The sequence below is a fragment of the Vibrio misgurnus genome (assembly GCF_029635775.1).
GTDB classification, from domain to species: Bacteria; Pseudomonadota; Gammaproteobacteria; order Enterobacterales; family Vibrionaceae; genus Vibrio; species Vibrio chanodichtyis.
Genome location: NZ_CP113241.1, coordinates 544,541 through 569,855 on the forward strand (window position 1 = coordinate 544,541; position 25,315 = coordinate 569,855).

At 46.0% G+C, this 25,315-nt stretch carries 19 protein-coding genes and 2 pseudogenes; 15 read left to right on the forward strand and 6 right to left on the reverse strand.

The annotated features are described in order from the left end of the window. Positions 1-60: 60 nt before the first annotated feature. The 5 genes from rpsO to OOK74_RS02655 all read left to right on the forward strand — a co-directional run bounded on the left by rpsO (position 61) and on the right by OOK74_RS02655 (position 5,685). Positions 61-330 carry a 30S ribosomal protein S15 gene (gene rpsO / locus OOK74_RS02635; protein ID WP_000055655.1) on the forward strand — a complete coding sequence of 90 codons (270 nt, stop codon included), beginning with the start codon at positions 61-63 and terminating at the stop codon, positions 328-330. Positions 331-643: 313 nt separating this feature from the next. Further along, entirely contained in the window at positions 644-2,773 is a 2,130-nt protein-coding gene (gene pnp / locus OOK74_RS02640) for a polyribonucleotide nucleotidyltransferase (RefSeq protein WP_278183073.1), read from the forward strand. Positions 2,774-2,886: 113 nt separating this feature from the next. Further along, positions 2,887-3,798: a lipoprotein NlpI gene (gene nlpI / locus OOK74_RS02645; protein ID WP_278183074.1), complete on the forward strand. Its 912-nt coding sequence runs from the start codon at positions 2,887-2,889 to the stop codon at positions 3,796-3,798. 97 nt (positions 3,799-3,895) lie between these two features. After that, on the forward strand, positions 3,896-4,309 hold the full coding sequence (locus OOK74_RS02650; protein WP_277206318.1) for a MarR family winged helix-turn-helix transcriptional regulator: 414 nt from the start codon (positions 3,896-3,898) through the stop codon (positions 4,307-4,309). A gap of 38 nt (positions 4,310-4,347) precedes the next feature. Then, positions 4,348-5,685 (forward strand): MATE family efflux transporter, encoded by a 1,338-nt coding sequence (locus tag OOK74_RS02655; RefSeq protein WP_278183075.1) that lies wholly within the window; start codon positions 4,348-4,350, stop codon positions 5,683-5,685. A 103-nt stretch (positions 5,686-5,788) separates the two neighbouring features. Here OOK74_RS02655 and OOK74_RS02660 read toward each other — a convergent pair whose 3' ends face one another. The 3 genes from OOK74_RS02660 to OOK74_RS02670 all read right to left on the reverse strand — a co-directional run bounded on the left by OOK74_RS02660 (position 5,789) and on the right by OOK74_RS02670 (position 9,855). Continuing rightward, a complete protein-coding gene (locus tag OOK74_RS02660; protein ID WP_274722453.1) occupies positions 5,789-6,667 on the reverse strand; it encodes a U32 family peptidase in 879 nt (292 codons plus the stop codon). A 12-nt stretch (positions 6,668-6,679) separates the two neighbouring features. Continuing rightward, complete coding sequence (gene ubiU, locus OOK74_RS02665) at positions 6,680-7,693, reverse strand: ubiquinone anaerobic biosynthesis protein UbiU (RefSeq protein WP_278183076.1); 1,014 nt, start codon at positions 7,691-7,693, stop codon at positions 6,680-6,682. A gap of 107 nt (positions 7,694-7,800) precedes the next feature. Beyond that, positions 7,801-9,855, reverse strand: coding sequence for a bifunctional diguanylate cyclase/phosphodiesterase (locus tag OOK74_RS02670; protein ID WP_278183077.1), 2,055 nt, complete (start codon positions 9,853-9,855; stop codon positions 7,801-7,803). Between the two features lie 312 nt (positions 9,856-10,167). Here OOK74_RS02670 and ubiT point away from each other — a divergent pair, with 312 nt between their 5' ends. The 4 genes and pseudogenes from ubiT to rimI all read left to right on the forward strand — a co-directional run bounded on the left by ubiT (position 10,168) and on the right by rimI (position 12,227). After that, the gene (gene ubiT, locus OOK74_RS02675) at positions 10,168-10,695 is read left to right on the forward strand and encodes a ubiquinone anaerobic biosynthesis accessory factor UbiT (protein ID WP_166013563.1); all 528 of its coding nucleotides are present in this window, start codon (positions 10,168-10,170) and stop codon (positions 10,693-10,695) included. Next, on the forward strand, positions 10,679-11,182 hold the full coding sequence (locus tag OOK74_RS02680) for a GNAT family N-acetyltransferase (protein WP_274722456.1): 504 nt from the start codon (positions 10,679-10,681) through the stop codon (positions 11,180-11,182). The genes ubiT and OOK74_RS02680 overlap by 17 nt, the downstream gene beginning before the upstream one ends. Positions 11,183-11,301: 119 nt before the next feature. After that, positions 11,302-11,706 (forward strand): annotated as a pseudogene (locus OOK74_RS02685) (DNA polymerase III subunit psi); the annotation flags it as partial. 71 nt (positions 11,707-11,777) lie between these two features. Further along, entirely contained in the window at positions 11,778-12,227 is a 450-nt protein-coding gene (gene rimI, locus OOK74_RS02690) for a ribosomal protein S18-alanine N-acetyltransferase (RefSeq protein WP_278183078.1), read from the forward strand. Here rimI and OOK74_RS02695 read toward each other — a convergent pair. After that, positions 12,216-14,273 (reverse strand): annotated as a pseudogene (locus OOK74_RS02695) (putative bifunctional diguanylate cyclase/phosphodiesterase). The gene rimI and the pseudogene OOK74_RS02695 overlap by 12 nt on opposite strands. A 733-nt stretch (positions 14,274-15,006) precedes the next feature. Here OOK74_RS02695 and OOK74_RS02700 point away from each other — a divergent pair. From OOK74_RS02700 to prfC, 4 genes are all read left to right on the forward strand, one after another. After that, positions 15,007-16,617, forward strand: coding sequence for a methyl-accepting chemotaxis protein (locus OOK74_RS02700; RefSeq protein ID WP_278183079.1), 1,611 nt, complete (start codon positions 15,007-15,009; stop codon positions 16,615-16,617). Between the two features lie 147 nt (positions 16,618-16,764). Then, a complete protein-coding gene (locus OOK74_RS02705) occupies positions 16,765-17,844 on the forward strand; it encodes a porin (RefSeq protein WP_274722459.1) in 1,080 nt (359 codons plus the stop codon). Between the two features lie 12 nt (positions 17,845-17,856). Then, positions 17,857-18,267: a type 2 periplasmic-binding domain-containing protein gene (locus OOK74_RS02710; RefSeq protein ID WP_274722460.1), complete on the forward strand. Its 411-nt coding sequence runs from the start codon at positions 17,857-17,859 to the stop codon at positions 18,265-18,267. Positions 18,268-18,610: 343 nt separating this feature from the next. After that, on the forward strand, positions 18,611-20,200 hold the full coding sequence (gene prfC / locus OOK74_RS02715) for a peptide chain release factor 3 (RefSeq protein ID WP_278183080.1): 1,590 nt from the start codon (positions 18,611-18,613) through the stop codon (positions 20,198-20,200). A gap of 155 nt (positions 20,201-20,355) precedes the next feature. Here the strand turns inward: prfC and srmB are convergent, their stop codons facing one another. Continuing rightward, positions 20,356-21,606: an ATP-dependent RNA helicase SrmB gene (gene srmB / locus OOK74_RS02720; protein ID WP_278183081.1), complete on the reverse strand. Its 1,251-nt coding sequence runs from the start codon at positions 21,604-21,606 to the stop codon at positions 20,356-20,358. A gap of 87 nt (positions 21,607-21,693) precedes the next feature. Continuing rightward, positions 21,694-22,416 (reverse strand): tRNA1(Val) (adenine(37)-N6)-methyltransferase, encoded by a 723-nt coding sequence (locus OOK74_RS02725; RefSeq protein WP_278183082.1) that lies wholly within the window; start codon positions 22,414-22,416, stop codon positions 21,694-21,696. 307 nt (positions 22,417-22,723) lie between these two features. Between OOK74_RS02725 and brnQ the strand changes: the two genes are divergently transcribed. Together brnQ and prfB are read left to right on the forward strand one after the other, a co-directional pair. Beyond that, positions 22,724-24,037, forward strand: coding sequence for a branched-chain amino acid transport system II carrier protein (gene brnQ / locus OOK74_RS02730; RefSeq protein ID WP_278183083.1), 1,314 nt, complete (start codon positions 22,724-22,726; stop codon positions 24,035-24,037). A 170-nt stretch (positions 24,038-24,207) separates the two neighbouring features. Further along, positions 24,208-25,306, forward strand: a protein-coding gene (gene prfB, locus OOK74_RS02735; RefSeq protein WP_166013554.1) for a peptide chain release factor 2 whose coding sequence is annotated in 2 segments (ribosomal slippage) — positions 24,208-24,282 and positions 24,284-25,306 — 1,098 coding nt in all. Because the reading frame shifts where the segments join, the coding sequence is not laid out codon by codon here. Positions 25,307-25,315 lie beyond the last annotated feature (9 nt).

Sequence of the window (25,315 nt, forward strand, 5' to 3'; positions counted from 1 at the left end):
GTCGGCTGAATCAGAGATTGGCTGACACAAACTTAAACCTTAACTCTTTAGGAGAGAATTATGTCTCTGAATGCAGAAACTAAAGCAGCAATCGTTGCTGAATACGCACGTTGTGAAAATGACACTGGTTCACCAGAAGTACAAGTAGCTCTACTGACTGCTTCTATCAACCACCTACAAGGTCACTTCCAAGCACACAAAGGCGATCACCACAGCCGTCGTGGTCTGCTGCGTATGGTTTCAAGCCGTCGTAAGCTGCTGGACTACCTGAAAGGTAAAGATCTTTCTCGTTACCAAGATCTGATCAAACGTCTAGGCCTGCGTCGTTAATTCGTCGCTGTACTGCACAGTTTGTATAGAAAAGGGGCTTACGCCCCTTTTTTGCTGCCTAAATTCGCTATCTAATTAGCTATCCTTTCGCTAAGTAGTTTATACTAGCCGCCGTTCAGTCTATGTGGCTGAACAAGTTTGTGCTCACGGCATTACAGTCACCGCAGTCGACCAAAAGGTCGCGGCTATTAAAAACAGACTGCTCTCTCAAGAATATCCCTAAGTATCCAGTCTTTTTTTACTAGTCGCGATTAGTAGTGCTTTGAGTATTGATGATTTAATTTCAGGCAAGTCCTGAAGATAAGGAATACTCATGTTCGAAAAACCAGTAGTAAAAACGTTTCAGTACGGTAACCACACCGTTACTTTAGAAACGGGTGTTATGGCTCGCCAAGCAACCGCAGCCGTAATGGCCACCATGGATGACACTTCAGTGTTCGTCAGCGTGGTAGGTAAAAAAGAAGCGGTAGTCGGCCAAGACTTCTTCCCACTGACCGTAAACTACCAAGAGCGTACTTACGCGGCAGGTAAAATCCCAGGTGGTTTCTTCAAGCGTGAAGGTCGTCCATCGGAAGGTGAAACCCTGACTGCACGTCTGATTGACCGTCCAATTCGTCCTCTGTTTCCAGATGGTTTCACGAACGAAGTGCAAGTGATTGCAACCGTAGTATCAGTAAATCCAGATGTGCAACCAGATATGGTGGCGATGATCGGTACTTCTGCTGCGCTGGCGATTTCTGGTCTGCCATTCAATGGCCCAATCGGTGCGGCACGTGTTGGTCACATTGATGGTCAATTAGTGCTTAACCCAAGTGAAAAAGAGCTGAAGCAGTCTCGTCTGGATCTGGTGGTTGCGGGTACTGAAGGTGCGGTGCTGATGGTTGAATCAGAAGCACAGATCCTGAGCGAAGAAGAGATGCTGGCGGCTGTGGTATTTGGTCATGATCAACAGCAAGCCGTGATCAACGCGATCAATGAATTTGCCGCTGAAGTTGCGACTCCGGCATGGCAATGGACTGCACCAGTTGAAAACACTGAGCTGAAAGGCAAAGTGGCGGCTTTAGCTGAAGCGCGTCTGGTTGAAGCGTACCAAATCACTGAGAAAATGGCGCGTTATGATCGCATCCATACCATCAGTGCAGAAGTGACGGCGGCTCTGCTGGCTGAAAACGAAGCTTTAGATACTAAAGAAATTCACACCATTTTCCACGATCTGGAAAAAACCGTTGTTCGTCGCAGCATCATCGCGGGTAACCCACGTATTGATGGCCGTGAAAAAGACATGGTTCGTGCGCTTGACGTTCGTACTGGCGTATTGCCACGTACTCACGGCTCTGCTCTGTTCACCCGTGGTGAAACTCAGGCGCTGGTGACTGCAACGTTGGGTACACAACGTGATGCGCAAATCATCGACGAGCTGACTGGCGAGAAGAAAGATCACTTCCTGCTGCATTACAACTTCCCTCCATACTGTGTGGGTGAAACTGGCTTTGTGGGTTCTCCTAAGCGTCGTGAAATCGGTCACGGCCGTTTGGCCAAGCGTGGTATTGCAGCGGTAATGCCATCGGCAGATGAATTCCCGTACACTGTACGTGTTGTGTCTGAAATCACTGAATCAAACGGTTCATCTTCTATGGCTTCTGTGTGTGGTTCATCGCTAGCGCTGATGGATGCTGGTGTGCCAATTAAGGCTTCTGTTGCGGGTATCGCAATGGGTCTAGTAAAAGAAGACAATGATTTCGTTGTACTGTCAGACATTCTGGGCGATGAAGATCACCTAGGTGATATGGACTTTAAAGTTGCGGGTACTGCAACGGGTGTTACTGCACTGCAGATGGACATCAAGATTGAAGGTATCACCAAAGAGATCATGCAAATTGCACTGAACCAAGCCAAAGGTGCTCGTCTGCACATTCTGTCGGTGATGGATCAAGCGATCGCGACTGCGCGTAATGATATCTCTGAATTTGCTCCACGCATCCACACCATGAAGATCAGTGTTGAGAAAATCAAAGACGTGATCGGTAAAGGTGGTGCAGTGATTCGTCAACTGACTGAAGAAACTGGCACTACGATTGAGATCGAAGATGACGGTACGATCAAGATCGCAGCGACTGATGGTGATCAAGCGAAAGAAGCGATCCGTCGTATTCAAGAGATCACCGCTGAAGTTGAAGTGGGCGTGATCTACACCGGTAAAGTGGCTCGCCTGGCTGATTTTGGTGCGTTTGTGACTATTCTGCCTGGTAAAGATGGTCTGGTACATATTTCGCAAATCGCTGACAAGCGTGTTGAAAAAGTGTCAGACTACCTGACTGAAGGTCAAGAAGTTCAAGTGAAAGTTCTTGAAATTGACCGTCAAGGCCGTGTTCGTCTGAGCATGAAAGAAGCGGTTGAAACTTCAGCCGAAGCAGTAGAGCCAGCGGCACCTGCTGCAGAATAATTTACCGTTGATGGTAAAAACAACACGGCTTTTCTTTTCATAGCCAAAGCGTGTTATAAAGGGGAGCGTTATTCGCTCCCTTTTTTTATGCGAAATCCACAGGAGTATGATGAGTGAAATGGTTTCGATTACCGATCGCGCTACTAGGATTGGCGGTACTGTCTGGCTGTGCTGCGCAGCATAAATCGGCCACTCAGTGGTTGTATCCACCGATGGCGGTACCACTACAAGCCTCAGTACAACAGGAAGTGCAAATTGCTCGACTCAGCCAATTATTGCTAAGAACAGATCTTGATGCAGAACTGCGCGCTAAGATGTTGTTTGAACGTGGGAATAATTATGACAGCGTTGGCTTACGTGAATTGGCTCAGCTCGATTTTACTCAATCGTTGGCGCTCAATCCGGCGCAGCCTGATGTGTTTAATCTGCTTGGGGTGTATTACACCGAAGCTGGGGAATTTGATGCTGCGTATGAAGCTTTTGATTCAACGCTAGAATTAGACCCAAGTAATGAGTATGCGGTGCGTAACCGGGCGATTGCTCTTTACTATGGTGAGCGGCCACAATTGGCGCTGGAAGAGATCACTAAGCATTATCAACAAGACCCTAATGATCCTTTTCGTGCGATCTGGTTATACATCATCGAAAGTGATGTGAATCCAGAGCAAGCGCGTATCGACCTACAGCAACGTTATCAGCAGCATGATGAGCAGTGGGGCTGGGTGTTAGCTGGCTTAATGTTGGATCAACTCCCAGAAGAGATTGCGTTTAAAGCGATTATCGCCGGCTCTCGTGAAAATGATCTGTTAGCCCAAAGGTTAACCGAAGCCTATTTCTACCTTGGCAAGCGTTATCAAATGCAAGGCGAACTGGCGCAAGCACTATCCTTGTATAAGCTGGCTATCTCTTTCAATGTGTATGAATACGTAGAGCACCGTTATGCCTTTCTTGAGCTAGGGCGTATCTTCCAGGAAGTGCGTGAAGAGCGTTTAGCTACCTCGAAAGCCGAGTCATCGACTCCTTAGGGTGATCTTCTTATCATAAAAAGCCGCCAATCGCGGCTTTTTTTATGCCTGTCATTTTGCTAATATAGTTAGCCTTGCTAATTATGTGGTGCAATTTATGTTGGAAACTAATCTTGAGAAAATGGAACGTTTTTCGGCTAAGGTGTGGCGCAAATATGCCAAAGAGGATCCTTTTGCCCAGCTCAGTTTCAATGAGTACGACTATTTGAAAGTGCTGCAGAATTCCCCGCAAGCGATTCGTTTAACCGATTTGGCTCAGGCATTAGAAGTCAGTAAGCCTTCGGCATCTAATATGCTTAAAAAGCTTGAGCGGCGAGGCTTGGTCAAGCGAATTTGTTGCGCGGAAGATGCCCGTGCTCAGTTGTTTGAGCTGACAGAGCAGGCCGAGCAGAATTTGGCTTATGAAGCGCGAGTCTATCAAACTTTAGCCCAGCAAGTGGCGCAGGGGTTGTCTGCTGAAGAAGTGGTGATCCTCGATTTGCTGCTCGGCAAAGCATTGCGCCAAGCGTAATTTTTATTAGATAAACTAACTAAGTAAGACGTATGGTTATGATGAATCGATCTATTTACCGACAGTTTGTTCGCTATACCATTCCTACGGTCGCGGCGATGCTGGTTAATGGTCTGTACCAAGTGGTGGACGGTATCTTTATTGGCCACTATGTTGGTGCGCAAGGGTTGGCTGGGATTAATGTGGCTTGGCCGGTGATCGGTACCATTTTGGGGATCGGCATGTTAGTGGGCGTCGGCACTGGAGCGCTGGCTTCGATCAAGCAAGGACAAGGTGATGCGGAGAGTGCAAAACGCACCCTGGCGACGGGCTTAACCAGTTTACTGCTGCTAGCGCCTTTAGTGGCCTTGATCTTATGGTGGATGGCGGATGATTTTTTGCATTGGCAAGGTGCACAAGGGCGGGTATTTGAATTAGGCCAACAATATTTACAAGTGTTGTTGGTCGGCTGCGTGTTTACCTTGGGCTCCATTGCGATGCCATTTCTGCTGCGTAACGATAATAGTCCCAATTTGGCGACCTTACTGATGGTGATTGGTGCGCTGAGCAATATTGCGCTCGATTATCTGTTTATTGCTTGGCTCAATTGGGAGCTGACGGGAGCTGCGATTGCCACTACTTTGGCACAATCGATTGTGAGCTTGCTCGGCTTAGCGTATTTCTTCTCCAAACGTGCCAAAACCCGTTTAACCCGCCACTGTCTTAAGTTGGAGTGGCGCACGTTACCTAAGATTTTAACCATTGGCGCTTCGAGCTTTTTTATGTACGCCTATGGTTCAACCATGGTCGCGCTGCACAACACCTTGATGATTGAATATGGTGATCCGGTCATGGTAGGGGCTTACGCGGTGATGGGCTACATAGTGACGATTTATTATCTGACGGTCGAGGGGATTGCTAATGGTATGCAGCCGCTGGCCAGTTACCATTTTGGTGCGCGTAACTATGGCCATATTCGGCAATTATTACGCTTGGCGATGAGTATTGCGGTGCTGGGCGGTATGCTATTTGTCATGCTACTTAATCTGTTTCCTGAACAGGCGATTGCGATTTTTAACTCTAGCGACCGTGATCTGATGGCCGGTGCGCAGATGGGGATAAAATTACACCTATTTGCTATGTATCTGGATGGTTTTTTGGTGGTGAGTGCGGCGTATTATCAATCGATCAATCGCGGTGGTAAGGCGATGTTTATTACGCTTGGCAATATGTCGATTATGTTGCCATTTTTGCTGATTTTGCCACTATTTTTCGGTTTGACTGGAGTATGGATTGCGCTGCCAATCTCCAATATTGTGCTGGCTACGGTGGTGGCAATCATGCTGTGGCGTGATGTGCAGCGCTTGGGTAATGCTGAGCAAGTTTGCCCAGTATAACTGTGTTCAAACCCACTCAGCGGGCACCTGTCCGCTGAATGGGTCGTTAAGTTTAGTGGCTAGCGAAGCTTAGTAGATAGCTAAGCTTAATAGGTAGCTAAGCTTAGTCGTTTTTAATCGCCAAGCCGGCTAACTGATGCCAATAACCATTACATTGGTGCTGGGTGATCACTTGTGGTTTTTGCCCATGCTGATTGGCTTTGAACTGCTGGAGATGCTGAAAGGTTTCGACGCCAAGTGGGCTTAAACGCACCACATCGACTAATCCAGCCATGCTGGGCAAATCATTCACCAAGTTATAGCAATAACCCGATTGGGTCTGAATACCATTGAGGTTAAACACTGATTGTCCTTCTTGGCTTGCCACCTGAATACCGGTTGGGTAACGAATACAGCAGGTTTCACACTCATCTTTGGCGCGGTTTTCTGCTCGTGCCGTGAAACAGCGTGCGGAATAAGCCAGCGGAAGGTAGCCATGGCTAAATACTTCGACTTCAAACTTGCCGATAATGCCTAGCTGATCACACTGTTGCAAGGTATTGACTAACCAGTCGCGTGATAATTCCACCGGCATACACCAGCGGATCATACCTTGCTTTAAAAACAGCTTTAATGTGTGTGCGTTATAGGTGTTGATGGCGGGGCCGACGATAAAAGGAATGCCTTTTTCGTGTGCCATTTGTACCGCGGAGACATCATTAGCTTCAATCGCAAAATCACCGTTATCGATGTATTTTTTCATCAGGTTGATTTCGCTGGGAGCTTCAAGCAGAGCCATGGTGGAGAGCACCACTTGTTTACCCGCTGCTGAAAGGGATTTGGCAATCTCCAACCAGTGCTGTGGCTTGAGTTCACGCCGTTTCGAACACACCGTTTCGCCAAGATAAATGATATCGGCTTGGCTCGCTTCGGCTTGGGCATAGAAACGGTCGATGTCTTGTTTGGGCCAAAAATAGAGTAGAGGACCTAATGCATACTTCATAATCGTGTGACCTTATTGCCATTGACGGTGATAAGCACCGAGTGTGGTTTGCGTTCCTTCCGACACATTGGCCAGTGCCGCATCCCATTGGGGCTCGACCTGATAATGGGTTGGATTGGCCAGATAACGATCAAGCGCGGCGCGCCATGTGCGAGTCACTTGCTCGACGTAGGCAGGACTGCGTTGGCGTCCTTCAATTTTTACTGACGCGACATTGGCAGCAAACAGCTCAGGCAGCAAAGATAAAGTATTTAAACTGGTCGGCTCTTCTAAGGCATGGTAACACTTACTTTGCGTATCGATTTCGGCGATAAAGCGACCCTTACATAGGGTTGGATAACCGGCATTTTCTCCAGCTGCATACTTATCAATCAGGATCTCGTTTAAGCGAGACTCAAGCCCTGATTCAGTTTCTTGCCAGCGTACATATTTGGCTGGCGAGCATGCTCCGACGGTATTGGGTGACTCACCAGTCAGATAAGATGAGAGATAGCAGCGCCCTTCGGACATGATGCACAAACTACCAAAGGCAAACACTTCCAGCTCGACACCTTGTGGAATATTACGCGAAAGCTGCTTAACCTGATGGATCGACAGCACACGCGGTAGCACGACCCGTTTGACGTTAAAATTCTGATGATAAAACTCAACCGCTTTAACGTTAGTGGCTGATGCTTGCACAGACAGATGCAGCTCAAGGTGTGGATATTTGCGCGCCGCGTACTCTAGTACGGCAATATCGGCGATGATTAAGGCATCGACGCCAAGATCGGCGGCTTGATCGACGGCGGTAGTCCAGCGTTCAAAACCATGTGGATGAGCAAAGGTATTGAGCGCAATATGAATTTTTTTGCGGTGATCGTGCACATATTGCACGGCTTTTTCGAGTTTCTTGCCGCTAAAATTAAGACCGGCAAAATGGCGAGCATTGGTATCATCTTTAAAACCGATGTAAACCGCATCGGCACCGCAATCAATCGCTGTTTTCAGGGCCGGCAAATTTCCGGCCGGACAGAGAAGTTCCATAGCGTAAGGCTCTGAATTCAGGGAATAGTGTTTGCATTCTAGGCAGGATTAAGCGCAGCAGATTTGATATAAGGCAGGTTTCCGATAATCAAAACCAAATTACCCCCTTAGAGGGATTTGTGATGACGACGATTTTGGGCAAATAGTTCTTCCACTTCATGTTTTGGCTGTGGACGATAAAAATGGAAGCCTTGGATCGAATGGCAGTTGAGGTTAGAAAGTAAAGTCGCTTGCTGCTGGGTTTCAACCCCTTCCGCGACTACAGTTAAACTCAGCGAACGGCCTAAGTTGATGATGTTTTCTATCACTGTCAACTGCTTAGGTAGAGTATCGATATCACTGATGAATGCGCGGTCAATTTTTAGTTCATCAATCGGGAAGCGAGCTAAGTAGGCTAGCGATGAATAACCGGTGCCAAAATCATCGATGGATAAGCTAAAGCCTAATTTTTTAATCGCATTGAGCATTTGTAGCGTGTGTTCGCTATCACTCATCACCGCACTTTCGGTTAGCTCAAAAGTGATGCAATTTGGATCTAACCCACTGGTGCGCAGCAGTTTTTCTAAGTAGTCAATTAACTGCGGATTGCCAAATTGTTCTGGTGAGATATTGATGGCGACCCGCCCCGGCAAAATGCCTTGTAGCTTCCAGCGTTTAACGGTTGCGAACACTTCACGCATCACCACGCGACCTAAGTGTTCAATCAAGCCTGCTTTTTCTGCCACTGGAATAAAGGAGCTTGGGCTGATATAGCCCTCAACGGGATGCTTCCAACGCACCAGTGCTTCAGCACCATTGATACTGAAATCGCGTGCGTTGACTTTCGGCTGATACCAGACTTCTAAACCATTTTGCTGCAGTGCTTTTTGCAGTTCAATTTCCAACCACAGACGCATACGTGCTTCTTTGTTCATCTGATCATTAAATTTGATCAGGCGATTGCGACCACGTTCTTTGGCTTCATACATTGCAGTATCGGCATTTTGTAGCAGTACCCGCGCATCATTACCATCTTGCGGATAGCGTACGCTACCAATTGAACAGGCTAAGCGCTTACTAAAATGGTGCAGATCAAAAGGCTGATTAATCAAAGAGATAATTCGCTCTGCCAACATTTCTGCGGAACGATGATGCTCCGGTTCGGGTAAAATTAGTCCAAATTCATCACCGCCCAAATGGCCCAAAATCGCTTGTTGTGGCAGCAGACGCTTTAAGCGTGCGGCGACTTCTTTAATCACCTTATCACCAATATGATGACCTAGTGAGTCATTGATATTTTTAAAATTATCGATATCCAGATACAACATCACCAGCGGGGTTTCGTTGTGGATACACTGTTGTAAACGCTTAGTAAAACCGTGGCGATTATACAGACCAGTTAGGCTATCGAGATGGGCATCGACCTGAGCGGTGGTTGAAAATGGTTTGGGGGTATCATCAGCACTTTGTAATAAAATCAATTGTGCTTGATTGCCGAGCAGTGAGGCATGCTTGGCATGCAGTTGCACTTGGTGCTCAAAGCCACATCTAGGTCCGGTCAGACAGACGAGGGGCCTTTCGGTCAGTTGAGTGGCCAATTGGTTGGAAAAAACGGTTTTGGTTTTTTCATCGATAAACAGGCGTGATAGGTTTTCACCTAACAGTTTTTGCGGATCCTCAAAGCCCAGTAAACGTGCGGCCGAGGGATTGGCGGAGAGAATGCTGTCGTTCTCGACCATCAGCAAACCATCGGGCAATAGACTGGTTAGTAACGCATAGTTAGTTTCAGACTCTTGCAAACTGCGCGCTAAAATCTGTTTTTCTGAGCTATCGAGTGCGTGAAACACGATGTATTGTACTTGCTCGTTGACCACCAGCGGTGACAGTGAAAAGTGCAAACTGGTTTCGAGGTCTATTTCGCTCAGCGTTAGCTCGGATTCGATGTGTTGATTATTAAAAGCTCGTTCATAGAAGGGTTTGAGGTGGTTGTAAAAATGTTCGCCTAACACTTGCTTATCACTCATGCCCACCATCTCTTCACATGGTAGGCCAGCAATATCACCATAGCGCTGATTGACCATCACATACTGGTGTTGATCATCAAGGATGGCAAAAAAGAACGGACTATGTGACGTAATTTTTGCAAACCAGTGCTGGAGTTGGGATAGGGCTTGAACTGACATCAAGTGATTACCAACGGTCCATACGCAGTGACATTTATGTGATCCCTTCTAAGTTGAGCCTAATATTGGCGGTAGTTGATACCGGCTGATGCAGATTATGCTGTTCATCATGGCTTGGTTTCAACAATCGCAATTAGCACTGATGGTCAGAATGTTACACTCCGATCTGATAACTGAGTCACTATAACCGCGATTGCTAGCATAGAGAAGCTTCTCAGCCTCAAGTTATTTTTTTGATACATAACAGGAATCGGTAGCCTGACATCCAGTATGATGCGCGTAGACAGACTAACAAGGTAACGGATAACGCTCGTGTTAAACAAGATTCGCACTCAACTGGTTCAGAACGCGGCTTCAATTTTGCGATCTCCAATCCATTTATTGCCTCAAAACGTTCAAAAAAAAGCCTTGCTTGATGCAATGAGTTTAGTATTTCGCGAGGCATTACAAGACGGAGATTTTGAGTTTTTGGAAGATAAATGGCTGAAAGTCGAAATAAAAGATCTCGATTTGCGTTGGTTTATCAGCTATCAAAACGATAAATTGGTGGTGGCGGATAGCCCTGTCGAGCAGGATGTCAGCTTTAGCGCTGAGTTAAATGATTTAGTGCTGATCGCGGGACGTAAAGAAGATCCCGACACGCTATTTTTCCAACGCCGTCTTTCGATTGAAGGCGATACCGAACTTGGATTAGAAGTCAAAAACCTGATGGATAGCGTGGATCTGCAACAATTACCTAAACCTTTACAGATTTTACTTCACCAGTTAGCCGATTTTGTGCATAAAGGGATGTCAGTAGCGAACTCATCCCAAGAGGTTATTAATGCTTATTCGAACTGAAGCTCCCGCCGATATTCTGGTGGTCGATCAACTGCTCAAAGAGGTTTTTGCCACCGAGGCGGAAGCCAATTTGGTAATGGCACTGCGTGAAAATGGGCGGCGTACCTTATCGTTAGTCGCTTGCGATGATGAGGGGGAAATTGTCGGTCATGTGCTATTTAGCCCAGTAACGGTCGCCGGTGAAGATTTGAATTGGCAAGGCTTAGCGCCTTTGGCGGTTAAGCAAGCATATCGTCGTCAAGGGATTGGTGCCGAGTTGGTCAAAGAAGGGTTAAGTTCACTCGGTGAGCTAGGTTATCCGGCTTGTGTAGTGCTTGGTGATCCAGCTTATTATGCTCGGTTAGGTTTTGAAGATGCGGCTCAATATCAGCTCTATTGTCCTTGGGAAGTGCCGCAAGGTGCATTTCGCGTGGTGGGATTGTGGGAACGAGAATTAGACGGTCGTCATGGCTTGATTGAATATTGTCCAGAATTTGCCAGCGTTTAGTCGTTTATCATCGACCTAGCCGTAGAGAAAGGAGCTTTTGAGCTCCTTTTTTGATTAGCGCTTGAGTCGGTTATCCTCGGTTTGTTAGCATGGTCACTCAAGTTAGTTGCGAGGCATGCATGTTTTCTTCTTCACACTATTTATCCGCGATGGGCATTCAACAATGGGATTTGATCCATCCTGAACGCTTGAGCGGTTTTCAAGTGACTGCGCAGCGATTGGATCCGGATTGTCGATTGTTGCTGGTAGCCAATCAGCCTCCACAAGATGCGGAAATTGTATTGTTAGAGCGTATTCTTAGTAGTTTTAAGCTAGAACTGGCAATGGTACGTTATATTCAACCGACTCAACTCAAACAACTGGCTTATCAAGACCTTGAGTGGATCTGGTTTGCTGGCTGTGAACCTATGGTTCACCAAGCACAAAAACAGCTACACTCACCTCGTTTGAGTGAGATTGCCGGCAATACTCAATATCGCCGCGCTCTGTGGCAACAAATTTGTCGTTATCAAGCTGCTGCCACTCAAACCACCACGCAAGCAATCACCACGCAAGCCAGCGCGACTCAGGCACTGAACATCCAAGGAACTCATATATGACGCCACGGTTTAGCGCGATGCAAACTGAACATTTGCAGGCCATTTGGCACATTGAATGCCGTGCTCATTCGCATCCTTGGGCCGAATCTTTAGTGCGTGATCTCTCTAGCCGAGGAGCCTGTCATCAAGTGATGCTGGTTGAACAACAGGTAGTGGGGTATTTCTATGCCCAGAATATCGTCGGTGAAGTGACGCTACTCAATATTGCGATAGATCCCGCCCAGCAAGGTAAGGGTTATGGTAAGCAACTGTTAGAGCATTTTATTGAGCAGTGTGAGCAACAACAGGCGGAAAGCGCTTGGCTTGAAGTACGTGAAAGCAATCAGCGCGCTTTTCAGCTGTATCAACAGGCAGGTTTTAATGAGATTGATCGGCGGATTAACTATTACCCTGCCGCTAATGGTAAAAGTGAAGATGCAATCATCATGAGTTATCTATTTTTTTGAGCTATCCATGCTGAGCGGTAAGAGGTCGATTTGTGCATAGCTATTGCTGATAAAGCGCTGCGCGATCTCATCTGCCCGTAGCGGTTTGTCAAATAAGTAGCCTTGAAATTGCTTGCAGCCAAGCTTTTTAAGGGCGGCAAGCTCGCAAACATCCTCAACACCTTCCGCGATGACTTCTAAGTCCAGTTTCCGTGCAATCGCCAAAATAGTATCGACGATGGCTTGATCGTTATCATCGAGATGAAGCCGATTAACGAAAGAGCGATCGATTTTCAAAGCATCGATCGCCAAGTCTTTTAGATAACGTAGTGAAGAGTAACCGGTACCAAAATCATCAATCGAGATACTGATCTGACTCTCTTTGAGTTTGGCCATTTTTTGCAGCGCATTTTCCACGTTTTCCAGCAGTAACCCTTCGGTGATCTCAAACTCAATCTGTTCGCCAGTGATCCCTGTTTGCTGGAGGATATGCTTCACCTGTTCGATAAACGAATCTTGTGCAAATTGTAATGGGCTAATATTGATGGCTAAGCGGCGAAAATGCGCGGGTAGAATGCCCTGTTTTTTCCATTGGGCGTATTGATAGCACGCTTGTTCGATGATCCAGTGACCAATTGACAAAATCAGTCCGGTTTCTTCGGCAATCGGCATAAATATCCCTGGTGAGAGTAAACCGCGTTTAGGATGATGCCAGCGGATCAGCGCTTCCACGCCAATCAACTGACCGTGTTCATCCACTTGTGGCTGATAATAAAGCTCTAATTGATGCTGTTTAAGCGCTTCATGCAGCCCTTTTTCGATCTCTAGAAAAGACTCCACCTGTGCCTGCATCTCTGGCTCATAGAAGACAAATTTATTGCGGCCACTGGCTTTAGCTCGGTACAGGGCAGTGTCGGCCTGACGTAGTACATCAATATTACGGCATCCAAGCGCTGGGAAAATCGCGATGCCAATACTCGCGGTACAATAAAGTTGGTGATCATCAACGCTGTATGAGTTGGAGATCAGCTTAAGCAGCTGTTTAGCGAGTTTTTCAGCTTTATTGGGCGATAAATAAGGGATCAACACCACAAACTCATCACCGCCAATCCGAGCGGATAAATAGGCATTTTGCGCCCAAATGTCCATGCGTTGCGCCACCGCTTTGAGCAGTTGATCGCCAATTGTGTGACCAAGTGAATCATTAATAGTTTTAAAACGATCGAGGTCGAGATAAAACAACACGCCAGTGGTGTGTGAGTTTTCGGCGGTTTCAATCGCATCCGTCAGTTTTTGCAGCAATAAACGACGGTTGGCCAAGCCGGTTAAACTATCGTAATAAGCAAGCTGGTTGAGCTTGGATTCTGCCAATTCTTTTTCTTGCCACATGGATTGAAAGGTGGAAGCCAACTCACTGAGTTCATCATTCTGCTTGAGCCGAGCCGGTAATGGTGCGCGTTGTGTATCATTGAGTGAGTTGACTCAACTGATCAGCATAGTGAGTGGCAATGAGAGCTTTTGATAGAAAAAAATCAGCAAAATCGAAGTCAGTAAGATATTTCGCAACAGATCAAACAACAAATCATGGGTGGTTCTCGCGATAAACATTCTGGCCAGTGAAAAACCATCAATATAGAAGCTCAGTTTTCCAACCACCTGATCCGAGTTAGGTTGATGGAGATCCATACTAAAAACCGAGACCTCTGGGGTTAGATAACCCGCCAGTACACTGACTAATCGGGTTTCTTCACAAGCATCGCGCGCGGTATTGGTCATCACATCACCAAAATCATCGACAATTTCGACTTTGGAGATACCAGGATCAAGCATCAAGGTGGTTGCCACTTGCTCCGCTTGCAGATTATTTAAGTTATACGCAGCTTGGCTGGCATTTTTATAACTCTGCGCCAGCTTAATGTTGTAGTACTCCTGTACCTTAGCTTGTTCATCGTGTAGGTCGGCTAAGGTGTGGTAGAGACTAAAACAGAGCCCTAATAGCACCGAAACTAAAAAGACACTTTTAGCTTGTTTAAACGCCAAAGAATGAAATTTGCGAAATTGGGTCATCGGTTGAGCTCGTGATTAGTCTCATTCTAAAGTTATAGCCGAAGTTGAGAAAGTTATGTCAATCATCCCCAAAATATGAAACAAAGCACTTACTGGTCGGATATGTTGCACCAAGTTGCATTCTTAGTGTTTCGTACGAAAAGAGTATTTTTATGCCTCGTCGATCCATATGATTTGGTGCCCACGTTTATACCCAAATAACTTGGAGTTGCAGGTTGGCGGCAAGTGAGTCCTTATGAACATAGGCAAAGTATGTGATTGGAGTGAACGAACGTATCCAACACCGCTGCAGCTTCAAGTAGGAAGGGTAAAAGTAAAAGCAGGGGGGCTGCATGAGTTGAAGAGTAATTAATATCGCTATTGAGGAAATATGATGCAACCGTTGAGCATATTTCAATTAATTTATAGCCAAATGATTCATAGGAAATATTACATAATTTAATTTTGATTAAATAGACATGTCTAATTGCTGTTGTTTTTAGTGTTTAATTTTCGGAATATCCGAAAGCATTTGTCTTGTGAATGTCACGGTTGTTGATTTATATATTTTTTCGAGTTTTGGTAATGAATTGATAGTTAATCATTGATGATTTTAATGGTCATATTCCATTGGTTTTATAATCAGGCGTGCATTATTTTTCTTTTTGAATTAAGTGGTTATTTTAACGTTTGCTATTTACCTTGCTGAGTAATCGCTCTATTATGAGCCAAATATGGATATAGGTGGTCTCAAATGTTAACTATTAGATCGAAAGTAATATTAACCAATGGTTTGGCGTTGATTCTTTTGATTGCGCTGTCATTTATGGTTACTAATGTTATGCAACGTAATACGTCAGTGGTCAATGGAATTGATAGTACAGGTTATCCCAGTCTAAGCCTTTCATCGGCTAATCTTTCCTTACTAAAAGAAGCATTTGAAAGATTTAATATAGCGGTCACACTTGGTGATGATGAGTTATTGGAAATCAATGATGCCGTTAGGCTTGAAATTATTAATAACCTCAAGCAACTTGAGAGTATGCAGCCTGAATATGCAGCAACCGTTATTCAGTTGAGTCGTCAGACAGGACAGTATTTCTCTGCCGCTGCTAACCTAGCTCGCTCAATCATTGATGGTGGGGTTGACTTAACCAATGCCACAGCGACAGCGCAGCAGAATAACCAACATTTTGAAGCGCTAAAATCTGATTTTGAAGCCTTTTATGATCTTAACCGTAATAGCTTAACCAGTACGATACAAAATCTGGCGGTGCAAAATGAGAATACGGCTAGATTTATCCAATTAGCTTGTGTGATCAGTTTGATTTTGATTGCGGGATTAGCTCTGTATATTGTTAATGGTATCCGCAATGATTTGCGTTTGATTACTGAAAAAATGCGCGACATCTCAACGGGTGATGGTGATCTCAGAGCTAGACTCGAATATCACAAGCAAGATGAGTTGAAAGATTTGGTCAACTATTTCAATCAATTTGTTGGCAAGCTGAATGACAACATTAGTCAAGTGATCCGCAATACCCAAACTCTATCTGATATTTCTAGTCATTTATTGGCCGCCAATCAGACGGCGAGCCAAGTTTCAGAACAGCAGTTGGCCGCAATGGATGAAGTTGCAAATGCGATAATGCAAATGACTCATGTATCTGCCGATATTTCCGGTAATGCTCAGGATACCGCTCAAGCCGTGAGCCGTTCCATGACGCTGTCGCAAGAAGGGGCAACAATGGTAAATCAAACGCTATCTGCGTTAGATTTACTGGTGAATGATGTTCAACAAACCTCTAGTGTTGTCTCTGAACTTAATGACAGCACTCGTAATGCGGAATCAATTCTGTTGGCCATTAACGCTATTGCTGAACAAACCAATTTACTGGCCTTAAATGCGGCGATTGAAGCGGCTCGCGCTGGTGAGCAAGGTCGTGGTTTTGCGGTGGTCGCTGATGAAGTACGTACCCTTGCTGGCCGTACCCAAAGTTCAACTCAAGAGATCCAGACGGTACTGGTGAACTTACAGTCTAAAGCTGATACCGCGATGGAGATTATTCGCGGTAGTTTGGTTAATACAGAATTATGTGATGAAAAATGCAATCAGGCTGAATTGACAATTAAAAATGTGGCAGAAAATATGAGTGATATTGATCAAAGAAATATCCTGATTGCTGCCGCGACCGAAGAGCAAGTCCAAACCAATAAAGAAATGGAAGCGCATTTATTGAATCTTCAAAATATGTCGCAACAGACAGTAAATAGTCTTAAGCAGGTTGATGATATGGTTCAAGAAATTGAACGAGTCAAAGAGGCTTTGATTTCTGTATCACAACAGTTTAAAACCCATGACTGATATCAATATGTAAATATTCACCAGGTTAATTTCTGGCGAATATTTAATGTCACATGTTTAAAATGTTAGCAATGTGTATATAAACGCATGCGGTATCGTCATGCCTTATTATTGTGATTTTTATTCAAAAAAATAGAAAGGGAAATAATGAAAAAGAGCAATTTGGCCATTATTGTGGCATTGGCTTTGTCTGCGCCTTATTCAATGGCTGCCTCAGTGGGAAATATGAATGTCAGCGGTTTTGGCAGTGTTGGGGTTGGTATTGCCAACAATGACGCAGGCTATGCTGGTTATGAAAATAAAGTGGATTATAAACAAGACTCGCTACTCGGTTTGCAATTTGACTTCCAAGTAAATGACCGAGCTAAGGTTACTACACAACTGGTGGCGAATGGTCGTTATGATTTTGACCCGACAGTTGAAGTGGCGTATTTAAGTTACGATCTCGATTTTGCCACCGTACGTGGTGGTAAACTGCGTACTCCATTCTTTATGTATTCCGATTATTTAGATGTCGGTTATGCTTACCCTATGCTGCGTCCATCGCAAGAGATCTATGAGTTATTGATCATCAGTAACTTTACAGGGATTGATGCTTTAATACCTATTAAGCTAGGTAATACCACGTTGCAGTTACAACCCTTTACTGGTGTCAGCCAAGTTGAAGAACGTGATTCAACCTTAGGTAGTCAAGTCGATATTAAGGATGCCTTTGGTCTAACCGCGAACTGGTACATTGATGACTGGACACTGCGTGGTTCATACACTCAGGCAAGAACTGAAGAGCATGAAAACCTGATGGTGTCTGATAAAAAGTCAACTTTTGCCTCATTCGGGCTGCAATATAATGACGGTGCTTTACTGTTTAATACCGAAGGTATGTTGATGAAGTTATCTGGGAAATACCCTGATGTACAGGCGGTATCGGCTCTACTCGGTTACCAATTTGGAGCATTTACGCCTTATGTCGCTAGTGCTTGGGTGAAGTCTACGGATAATGATCAACGCACTAATCCTGTAGAATCAATCTTCTCTATGAAGCGTACCTCATACTCGGCTGGTATGCGTTGGGATTTAGCTCCGAAGGTTGCATTGAAAACTGAAGTAACATATGCCGATTTCCACGGTACAGTTGGCGGTATTACATCTAATGTAGATCTATCATCATTTAAACCGCTATATGACGACTCTCTTGTCTACTCTGTATCTCTCGACTTTGTATTTTAAGGAATCAGCACAATGAAAAAAACCATTCTGGGTCTGTTAGTGATGGGCTTGAGTTGTGCCGCTCAAGCGGGTGTGGTAGTGATTGGCCACCCTCAAGGTATTGATGCCATCTCGGCAGATGCGGTGAAACAGCTGTACTTAGGTAAAGATCAGCAATTAGCCAATGGCTCTGCTGCGCAGTTGTTTGAACTTAGCGAAGGCAGTGCTGAGCGGGTTGAGTTTCACGGCAAAACCACAGGCCGTAACGATGCGCAGCTGCAATCAAATTGGTCACGTTTAGTGTTTACGGGTAAAGCGGTTGCGCCGGTTATCGTTGCTGATTCTGCAGCGATGATTTCAGCAGTAAAGAGCCAACCGAACGCGATTGGTTATATCGATGAAGCGGCGGTAACAGCAGAGGTTAAAGTCCTGCTCAAGCTGTAAATAGCGCTTAACATTACGTGTTAGCTTACCAGCCCCACCTTATTTTTAGGCGGGGCTTATTTATTCAATAAGGATGTAATTTTACTACTACGACACGAACTCTTTGGCTTGCAGTGGGCAGTTTTCGACGAGTCAACTCTCGTTGTGTGCTGAGTAGGATATTGCAATATTAACCTTGATTGAGCATGAATGATGATCGATTGGGCAAGCATAGATTGTGTATAACCGCAAGATCAGCGAAAATAGCCGCTAATTACGATTCCCACGATGGATTTGATCGGTGCCGTGCCCAGTGCTGAGCTAAATGGCGATCAATCTATGCATAAACCAAAAGAATTTATCCATGGCAAACCAAGAATTTCTTAATGAAATCAATAAGCGCCGCACTTTTGCGATCATTTCGCACCCAGATGCGGGTAAAACCACGATTACTGAAAAAGTATTGTTGTTCGGACGTGCAATTCAAGTCGCCGGTACTGTAAAAGGTCGTGGCTCCAACCAGCATGCCAAATCAGACTGGATGGAAATGGAAAAAGAGCGGGGTATTTCGGTTACCACCTCGGTGATGCAGTTTCCATACGGTGATTCACTGGTCAACCTGCTGGATACCCCAGGACACGAAGACTTTTCTGAAGATACCTATCGTACTCTAACGGCTGTCGACTCATGTTTGATGGTGATTGATGCGGCCAAAGGGGTTGAAGATCGTACCCGTAAATTGATGGAAGTGACGCGTCTGCGTGATACGCCTATCGTTACTTTTATGAATAAGTTGGACCGTGAGATCCGTGACCCGATGGAACTGATGGACGAAGTGGAAAATGAGCTAAAGATTGCTTGTGCTCCCATCACTTGGCCGATTGGTTGCGGCAAAGAGTTCAAAGGTGTTTACCATATCTCTCGCGATGAAACGATTTTGTACACTAGTGGTCAAGGCCACACTATTCAAGATCAGCGTATTATTAAAGGGTTAGATAATCCTGAGTTAGATCAAGCGATCGGTGAAGAGTTGGCCGAGCAGCTGCGCGAAGAGCTGGAACTGGTGGTGGGGGCTTCCCACCAATTTGATCATGAGCTGTTTTTACAAGGTGAACTGACCCCTGTGTTTTTTGGTACTGCGCTGGGTAACTTTGGCGTGGATCATATGCTAGATGGCTTGACGCAATGGGCTCCGGCTCCGATGCCACGTCAAGCGGCAGAGCGAGTGGTTGAGGCCAGCGAAGAGAAATTCAGTGGCTTTGTGTTTAAAATTCAAGCCAATATGGATCCGAAACACCGTGACCGCATTGCTTTTGTGCGCATTGTGTCTGGCACCTACAAGCAAGGCATGAAGATGAACCATGTACGCTTGGCGAAACAAGTTAATATTTCTGATGCGGTAACCTTTATGGCTGGCGACCGTGCCCGTGCTGAAGAGGCGTTTGCTGGGGATATTATTGGCTTACACAACCACGGTACTATCCAGATTGGTGATACTTTTACCCAAGGTGAAACGCTTAAATTTACCGGTATCCCTAACTTTGCACCTGAGCTATTCCGCCGCATCCGTCTGCGCGATCCGCTCAAGCAAAAGCAGTTGCTCAAAGGTTTAGTGCAACTGTCTGAAGAAGGTGCGGTACAGGTTTTCCGCCCACTGCAAAATAACGATTTGATCGTTGGTGCGGTCGGTGTGCTGCAGTTTGATGTGGTGGTGTCGCGTCTTAAATCAGAATATAACGTTGAGGCCATTTATGAAGGCGTTAACGTGGCGACTGCGCGCTGGGTCGACTGTGATGATGTGAAGAAGTTTGAAGAGTTCAAACGCAAAAACCAGAGTAACCTAGCGCTGGATGGTGGCGATAACCTAGCCTACATTGCGCCGACTATGGTTAACCTTAACTTAGCTCAGGAGCGTTCACCAGAGGTGGTGTTCCGCGCTACGCGTGAGCATTAATCCTGAGCATGATTGACTAAGTTGCGCGTTGTATAATTCGTAGCTTAGTGACTAAATTGCAGTGATAAAAAAGCCGATGATGAATCATCGGCTTTTTTACTAGAGATTTTTACTAGCGGTTTATTGACTAGCGAGTTAACGGCTCAAGCGGGTGGCTATTTCTTTTTGGCCTTTTTGACTTTGCCAGTGCTTTTTTTCTTAGCCGTGCTTTTATCCGCTGGTTTCTTGCTGTCTTTTTTCTTTTTCTTGAACACCGGTTTTTTATGTTTAGGGCGTAGGCCATCAACAAAGCGCTCTTTGACTTCCTCTTTGATGTAGCGCTCAACGCGCGCCATCATCGGCTGATCATGCGCTTCAACCAGTGAAATCGCGATGCCTTTTTTGCCGGCACGCGCGGTGCGGCCAATACGGTGTAAGTAAACATCGGCACTGCGTGGTAGGTCAAAGTTAATCACGTGGCTGATGTCTGGCACGTCGATGCCACGCGCAGCAACATCGGTCGCGAGTAGAATGTTGATTGAACCATCACGGAAACGACTGATCGCATTGTTACGGCGATCTTGAGGCATTTCACCTTGGATCCACACGCAAGGGATCTGGGCTTTTTCTAATTCTGCACGTATTTCTGCCAGGCGTTCACGTGTTTTGAAAAATACAATCGAACGCTCGGCTTGTTCGGTGAGGATTTTTTTCAGCAGCTCGACTTTATGTGGCATATCATCAGCGCGATGATACCACTGAGAGATCTTTTTACGCTCGCGACGTGGCGGTTCGGCATCGACATGCGCTGGGTTTTTCAGCAGATCGGCAGTAAAGCCTTCGACGCCACGCCCTTCCAAAGTGGCAGAGAATAGCAGAGTCTGTTTACGCCAGCGGCATTCGGTTGAAAGACGATCCACTGTTGGACCAAAGCCCATATCCAGCATGCGATCCGCTTCATCGAGGATTAACCATTCAATGGCACGGCAATCAAAGCGTTCGGCATCAATATATTCTAAAAGACGGCCAGGTGTTGCGACCACGATATCTTGGGTTTTCGCCAAAATGTCCGCGTGCTCTTGGTACTGAACACCACCGGTAATGGTGAAAATATTGAGATGGGTATTTTTAGCTAGAGTTTGGATTTGATCGGCAACTTGCATCGCCAGCTCACGGGTTGGCGTTAAAACCAAAATCCGCGCAGGGCCTGCTTTACGGCGTGGAAAATCGAGCAAATATTGCAGCGCAGGAATCGCAAAGGCTGCGGTTTTGCCGGTACCCGTTGGAGCCGAGGCTAAGACATCACGTCCATCCAGAGCTTGCGGGATCGCTTCAGCCTGAACTTGGGTTGGGCGGCTAAAGCCCATATCATCGATCGCTTCAAGCAGCACCGGATCGAGTTCGAGATCGGCAAAAGTTTTAATCACAAATAATTACTCCACAAGCGTTGAAAGGCTCTGTCTTAAAACAGGCCGCACATTATAGATGGATCACACTTTAGATCACATCTTTAATTACGTCATCTTCAGATAAAAATCGCGTGTCAGTTGGCAAAACGGCTCACTGTAAGCGCCATGCTGCTGGATCACCAGCTCGGTGGCTTGGCTGATACAAGGTGAGCGGTGCAGCTCAAACAGTAACCGATGGACCGGTTTGCTGGCAGTTGCTTGAACCTGACAATAGCGTCCCAGATAAAGTCCTGCCTGTTGGGCTAACGCGATAAATTGCTCGCCTTCGCTTTTTGGCAGAATAAAACTCGCTACGCCGTCTGAGGTTAGTAACTGAGGCAAGCGTGCAATTAATGCTGGATGACTCAAACCGAGCGTGTGGCGAGCGGTGGCGCGAACCGGTTGTTGTGCGTTTGCACCACTAGTGAAATAAGGTGGATTACAAATAATCGCCGCAAAACGTGTCAGCGGTTGCCAATCGAGAATATCGGCCTGTTGGCTTGTAATGCGTGCTGCCCAAGGGCTGTTTTTGCGATTGAGTTCAGTGGCTTGATAGGCGCTAACTTCAATATCGATGGCTGTGATGACAGCCAGAGAGAAACGCTGTGCGCACATTAAACTCAACAGTCCAGTGCCACAACCAATATCCAGAATTGTTGCCGGTGGAGTGCTAAAGGCCCAACTTCCGAGCAGTACCCCATCGGTACTGACGGGCATGCCACATTGCCCCTCTTGGATACTGAATTGTTTAAATTGAAAGCTTTTATTGATTAATTTATTGGTTTTCATCGTAAATTTGCTGCCAAACATGAGTTAAGCGAAAAGCTCTTTCGGAGAGATGATTCATAATATTTTATTCTGTTGGTTGGTGAAAAAACAAGCGCATAAATCAGTTTGTCGTGCTGGTTTTCTTGCGGCAGATAGCACATGTCACTGGGTTATTGTGCTAATTATAAATTATTGTGGCGTTTTTTGCTTTGCGGTTGCGAAATAGCAGCACATTGGTCATTATTCGGCAACACAGGTTAGGGTTAAATTTTACTAAGCTGTGAGATGCATACACAACATTCATTACATTTATAAATAAGGGTTATCTGTGAAGCAGACGTTAAAACTAGCAGATATTTTAGCTTTGGGCTTTATGCTGTTCGCCTTCTTTCTTGGCGCAGGCAATATCATTTTTCCACCACTCGCGGGCCAATTAGCGGGTGAGTATATTACTCCAGCCATGCTTGGCTTTTTAGTGACTGCCGTGGGTTTACCGCTGATCACCATTATTGCGATTGCGGTAGCCGGAGGAAGTTGGGAGCATCTGACCAAAGATTTACCAGCTAAAGCCTCGCTGCTGATGGCGGCCTTGATCCTGATTGTGATTGGTCCTGCCTTCGCCGCACCTCGTACTGGTTTGGTGGCCTATGAAATGGCGGTAAAACCATTTTTTGTTGAGAGCACTCAATCTTATTTAACCATTTTCTCCGTGCTATTTTTTGCGGTAGCGATGTTCTTTTCATGGTCGCAAGGTAAGTTGGTCGATCTGATCGGTAAGCTACTGACACCAGCATTGTTTATTGGTTTGGCGATTCTTGCGCTTGGGGTATTCATCAATCCACAAGGTGAAATGATTGCCGCACAAGGTGACTACCTAACGCAGCCGCTGACTAAAGGTTTCTTGGAAGGCTACAACACCATGGATACCTTTGCATCATTGATGTTTGGTATTTTGATTGTTGATGCTCTACGTAGCAAAGGGATCACTGAGCGTAGTGCGATTACTCGTTACTTGATCTCCTCTGCCGTGATTGCGGCGATCGGCCTAGCGCTGGTATACGGCTCACTGTTCTATCTGGGCGCGACCAGTGCCAGTGTTGCTGCTGGTGCGAATAACGGCGGTGCGATTTTGAGCCAATATGTGCAAGCCTTATTTGGTGCTAACGGCCAATACGTCTTGTCAGTGATTGTGCTGTTGGCCTGTCTGACGACGGCGGTTGGCTTGATCTCAGCCTGTGCGGATTTCTTTAGCAAACACACTAAGCTTTCGTACAAGCAGTGGGTTGTGATCAATGGTGTGGCGTGTGGTGTGGTCGCTAACGTAGGTTTAGCACAATTGATCACTCTATCGATTCCGGTACTGTTTGCACTATACCCAGTTGCGATTGCCTTGGTTGCTCTGACGTTTGTGCGTCACAAACTGCCGAATCCGCGTATCGCGTATCGGGTTGTGCTATCCGTTGCTCTGCTGGTGGCCTTGCTCGATGCGGCAAAAGTCGCGGGGTTTGATGTAGCGCTGTTCGATTTCTTACCTTTCTTTGAGTACGGAATGGGCTGGCTGTTACCTACTTGTGTGACGATGATCAGTATGTTCTTCGTATCGGCTCAAGTATCTCCGTCACTTGAGCAAGAGTTGGCATAAGCTGATTAAAGGTTGAATGGAGCGGAGGCAATAGCTTCCGCTTTTTTTATGTCTGGATTAGGTGCTTTCTTGCTATTCACCGGCAGAGATTGCGTATTTTTTCCTGTATCTTCATCACGTTTTTCAGTAGAATTCCGCGGTTAATTTCTATCCATAACTCATAAGCCAACATGTTTGAAATCAATCCTATTAAAAACCGCCTGCAGGATGTGTCTGAGCGCACAAATATCCTGAGGGGGTATCTTTGACTATGATGCCAAGAAAGAGCGTCTTGAAGAAGTCAATGCCGAATTAGAACAGCCGGATGTCTGGACTCAGCCTGAGCGTGCGCAAGCCCTCGGTAAAGAGCGCTCAGCACTTGAAGCGGTGGTCGAGACTATCGATCAACTGGATCGTGGTGTTGAAGATGTTGATGGTCTGCTGGAACTGGCGATTGAAGCGGAAGATCAAGAGACGTTCGATGAAATCGGTCCTGAGCTTGATGAACTAGAAGCTAAGCTTGAGCAGCTAGAGTTTCGTCGTATGTTTGCCGGCGATCATGACTCCTCCGACTGCTACCTCGATTTGCAAGCTGGCTCTGGTGGTACTGAAGCGCAAGATTGGACGTCGATGCTGCTGCGTATGTATTTACGTTGGGCGGATGCCAAAGGTTTTAAAACAGAAGTTATTGAGGTTTCAGAAGGTGATGTGGCTGGTTTGAAATCGGCCACGGTGCGTATCATTGGTGATTATGCTTATGGTTGGCTGCGTACCGAAACCGGCGTACACCGTTTAGTACGTAAATCACCGTTTGACTCTGGCGGTCGCCGCCACACTTCATTTGCTTCGGCGTTTATTTACCCTGAAGTTGATGAAAATATCGATGTCGATATTAACCCGGCCGATCTGCGTATTGACGTGTATCGAGCTTCGGGCGCTGGTGGTCAGCACGTTAACACCACCGAATCAGCGGTACGGATCACCCACGTTCCAACCAACACCGTGGTACAGTGTCAAAACGATCGCTCGCAGCATAAAAACAAAGATCAAGCGATGAAGCAACTGCGCGCCAAGCTGTTTGAGCTGGAACTGCAAAAACAGAACGCGGAAAAGCAGGCCAATGAAGATGCCAAATCAGACATTGGTTGGGGTAGCCAAATTCGTTCTTACGTGCTGGATGATTCGCGGATCAAGGATTTACGTACAGGCATTGAAAACCGCAACACGCAAGCGGTACTCGATGGTGACTTAGACAAATTTATTGAAGCTAGCCTGAAATCAGGCCTATAAGCTTTTTAC

What these genes read in the sequence shown, in the direction of transcription:
- rpsO (WP_000055655.1), top strand. Translation starts at nt 61, where the DNA reads ATGTCTCTGAATGCAGAAACTAAAGCAGCAATCGTTGCTGAATACGCA.
- pnp (WP_278183073.1), top strand. Translation starts at nt 644, where the DNA reads ATGTTCGAAAAACCAGTAGTAAAAACGTTTCAGTACGGTAACCACACC.
- OOK74_RS02650 (WP_277206318.1), top strand. Translation starts at nt 3,896, where the DNA reads ATGTTGGAAACTAATCTTGAGAAAATGGAACGTTTTTCGGCTAAGGTG.
- OOK74_RS02655 (WP_278183075.1), top strand. Translation starts at nt 4,348, where the DNA reads ATGATGAATCGATCTATTTACCGACAGTTTGTTCGCTATACCATTCCT.
- OOK74_RS02660 (WP_274722453.1), bottom strand. Translation starts at nt 6,667, where the DNA reads ATGAAGTATGCATTAGGTCCTCTACTCTATTTTTGGCCCAAACAAGAC.
- ubiU (WP_278183076.1), bottom strand. Translation starts at nt 7,693, where the DNA reads ATGGAACTTCTCTGTCCGGCCGGAAATTTGCCGGCCCTGAAAACAGCG.
- OOK74_RS02670 (WP_278183077.1), bottom strand. Translation starts at nt 9,855, where the DNA reads ATGTCAGTTCAAGCCCTATCCCAACTCCAGCACTGGTTTGCAAAAATT.
- OOK74_RS02680 (WP_274722456.1), top strand. Translation starts at nt 10,679, where the DNA reads ATGCTTATTCGAACTGAAGCTCCCGCCGATATTCTGGTGGTCGATCAA.
- rimI (WP_278183078.1), top strand. Translation starts at nt 11,778, where the DNA reads ATGACGCCACGGTTTAGCGCGATGCAAACTGAACATTTGCAGGCCATT.
- OOK74_RS02700 (WP_278183079.1), top strand. Translation starts at nt 15,007, where the DNA reads ATGTTAACTATTAGATCGAAAGTAATATTAACCAATGGTTTGGCGTTG.
- OOK74_RS02705 (WP_274722459.1), top strand. Translation starts at nt 16,765, where the DNA reads ATGAAAAAGAGCAATTTGGCCATTATTGTGGCATTGGCTTTGTCTGCG.
- OOK74_RS02710 (WP_274722460.1), top strand. Translation starts at nt 17,857, where the DNA reads ATGAAAAAAACCATTCTGGGTCTGTTAGTGATGGGCTTGAGTTGTGCC.
- prfC (WP_278183080.1), top strand. Translation starts at nt 18,611, where the DNA reads ATGGCAAACCAAGAATTTCTTAATGAAATCAATAAGCGCCGCACTTTT.
- OOK74_RS02725 (WP_278183082.1), bottom strand. Translation starts at nt 22,416, where the DNA reads ATGAAAACCAATAAATTAATCAATAAAAGCTTTCAATTTAAACAATTC.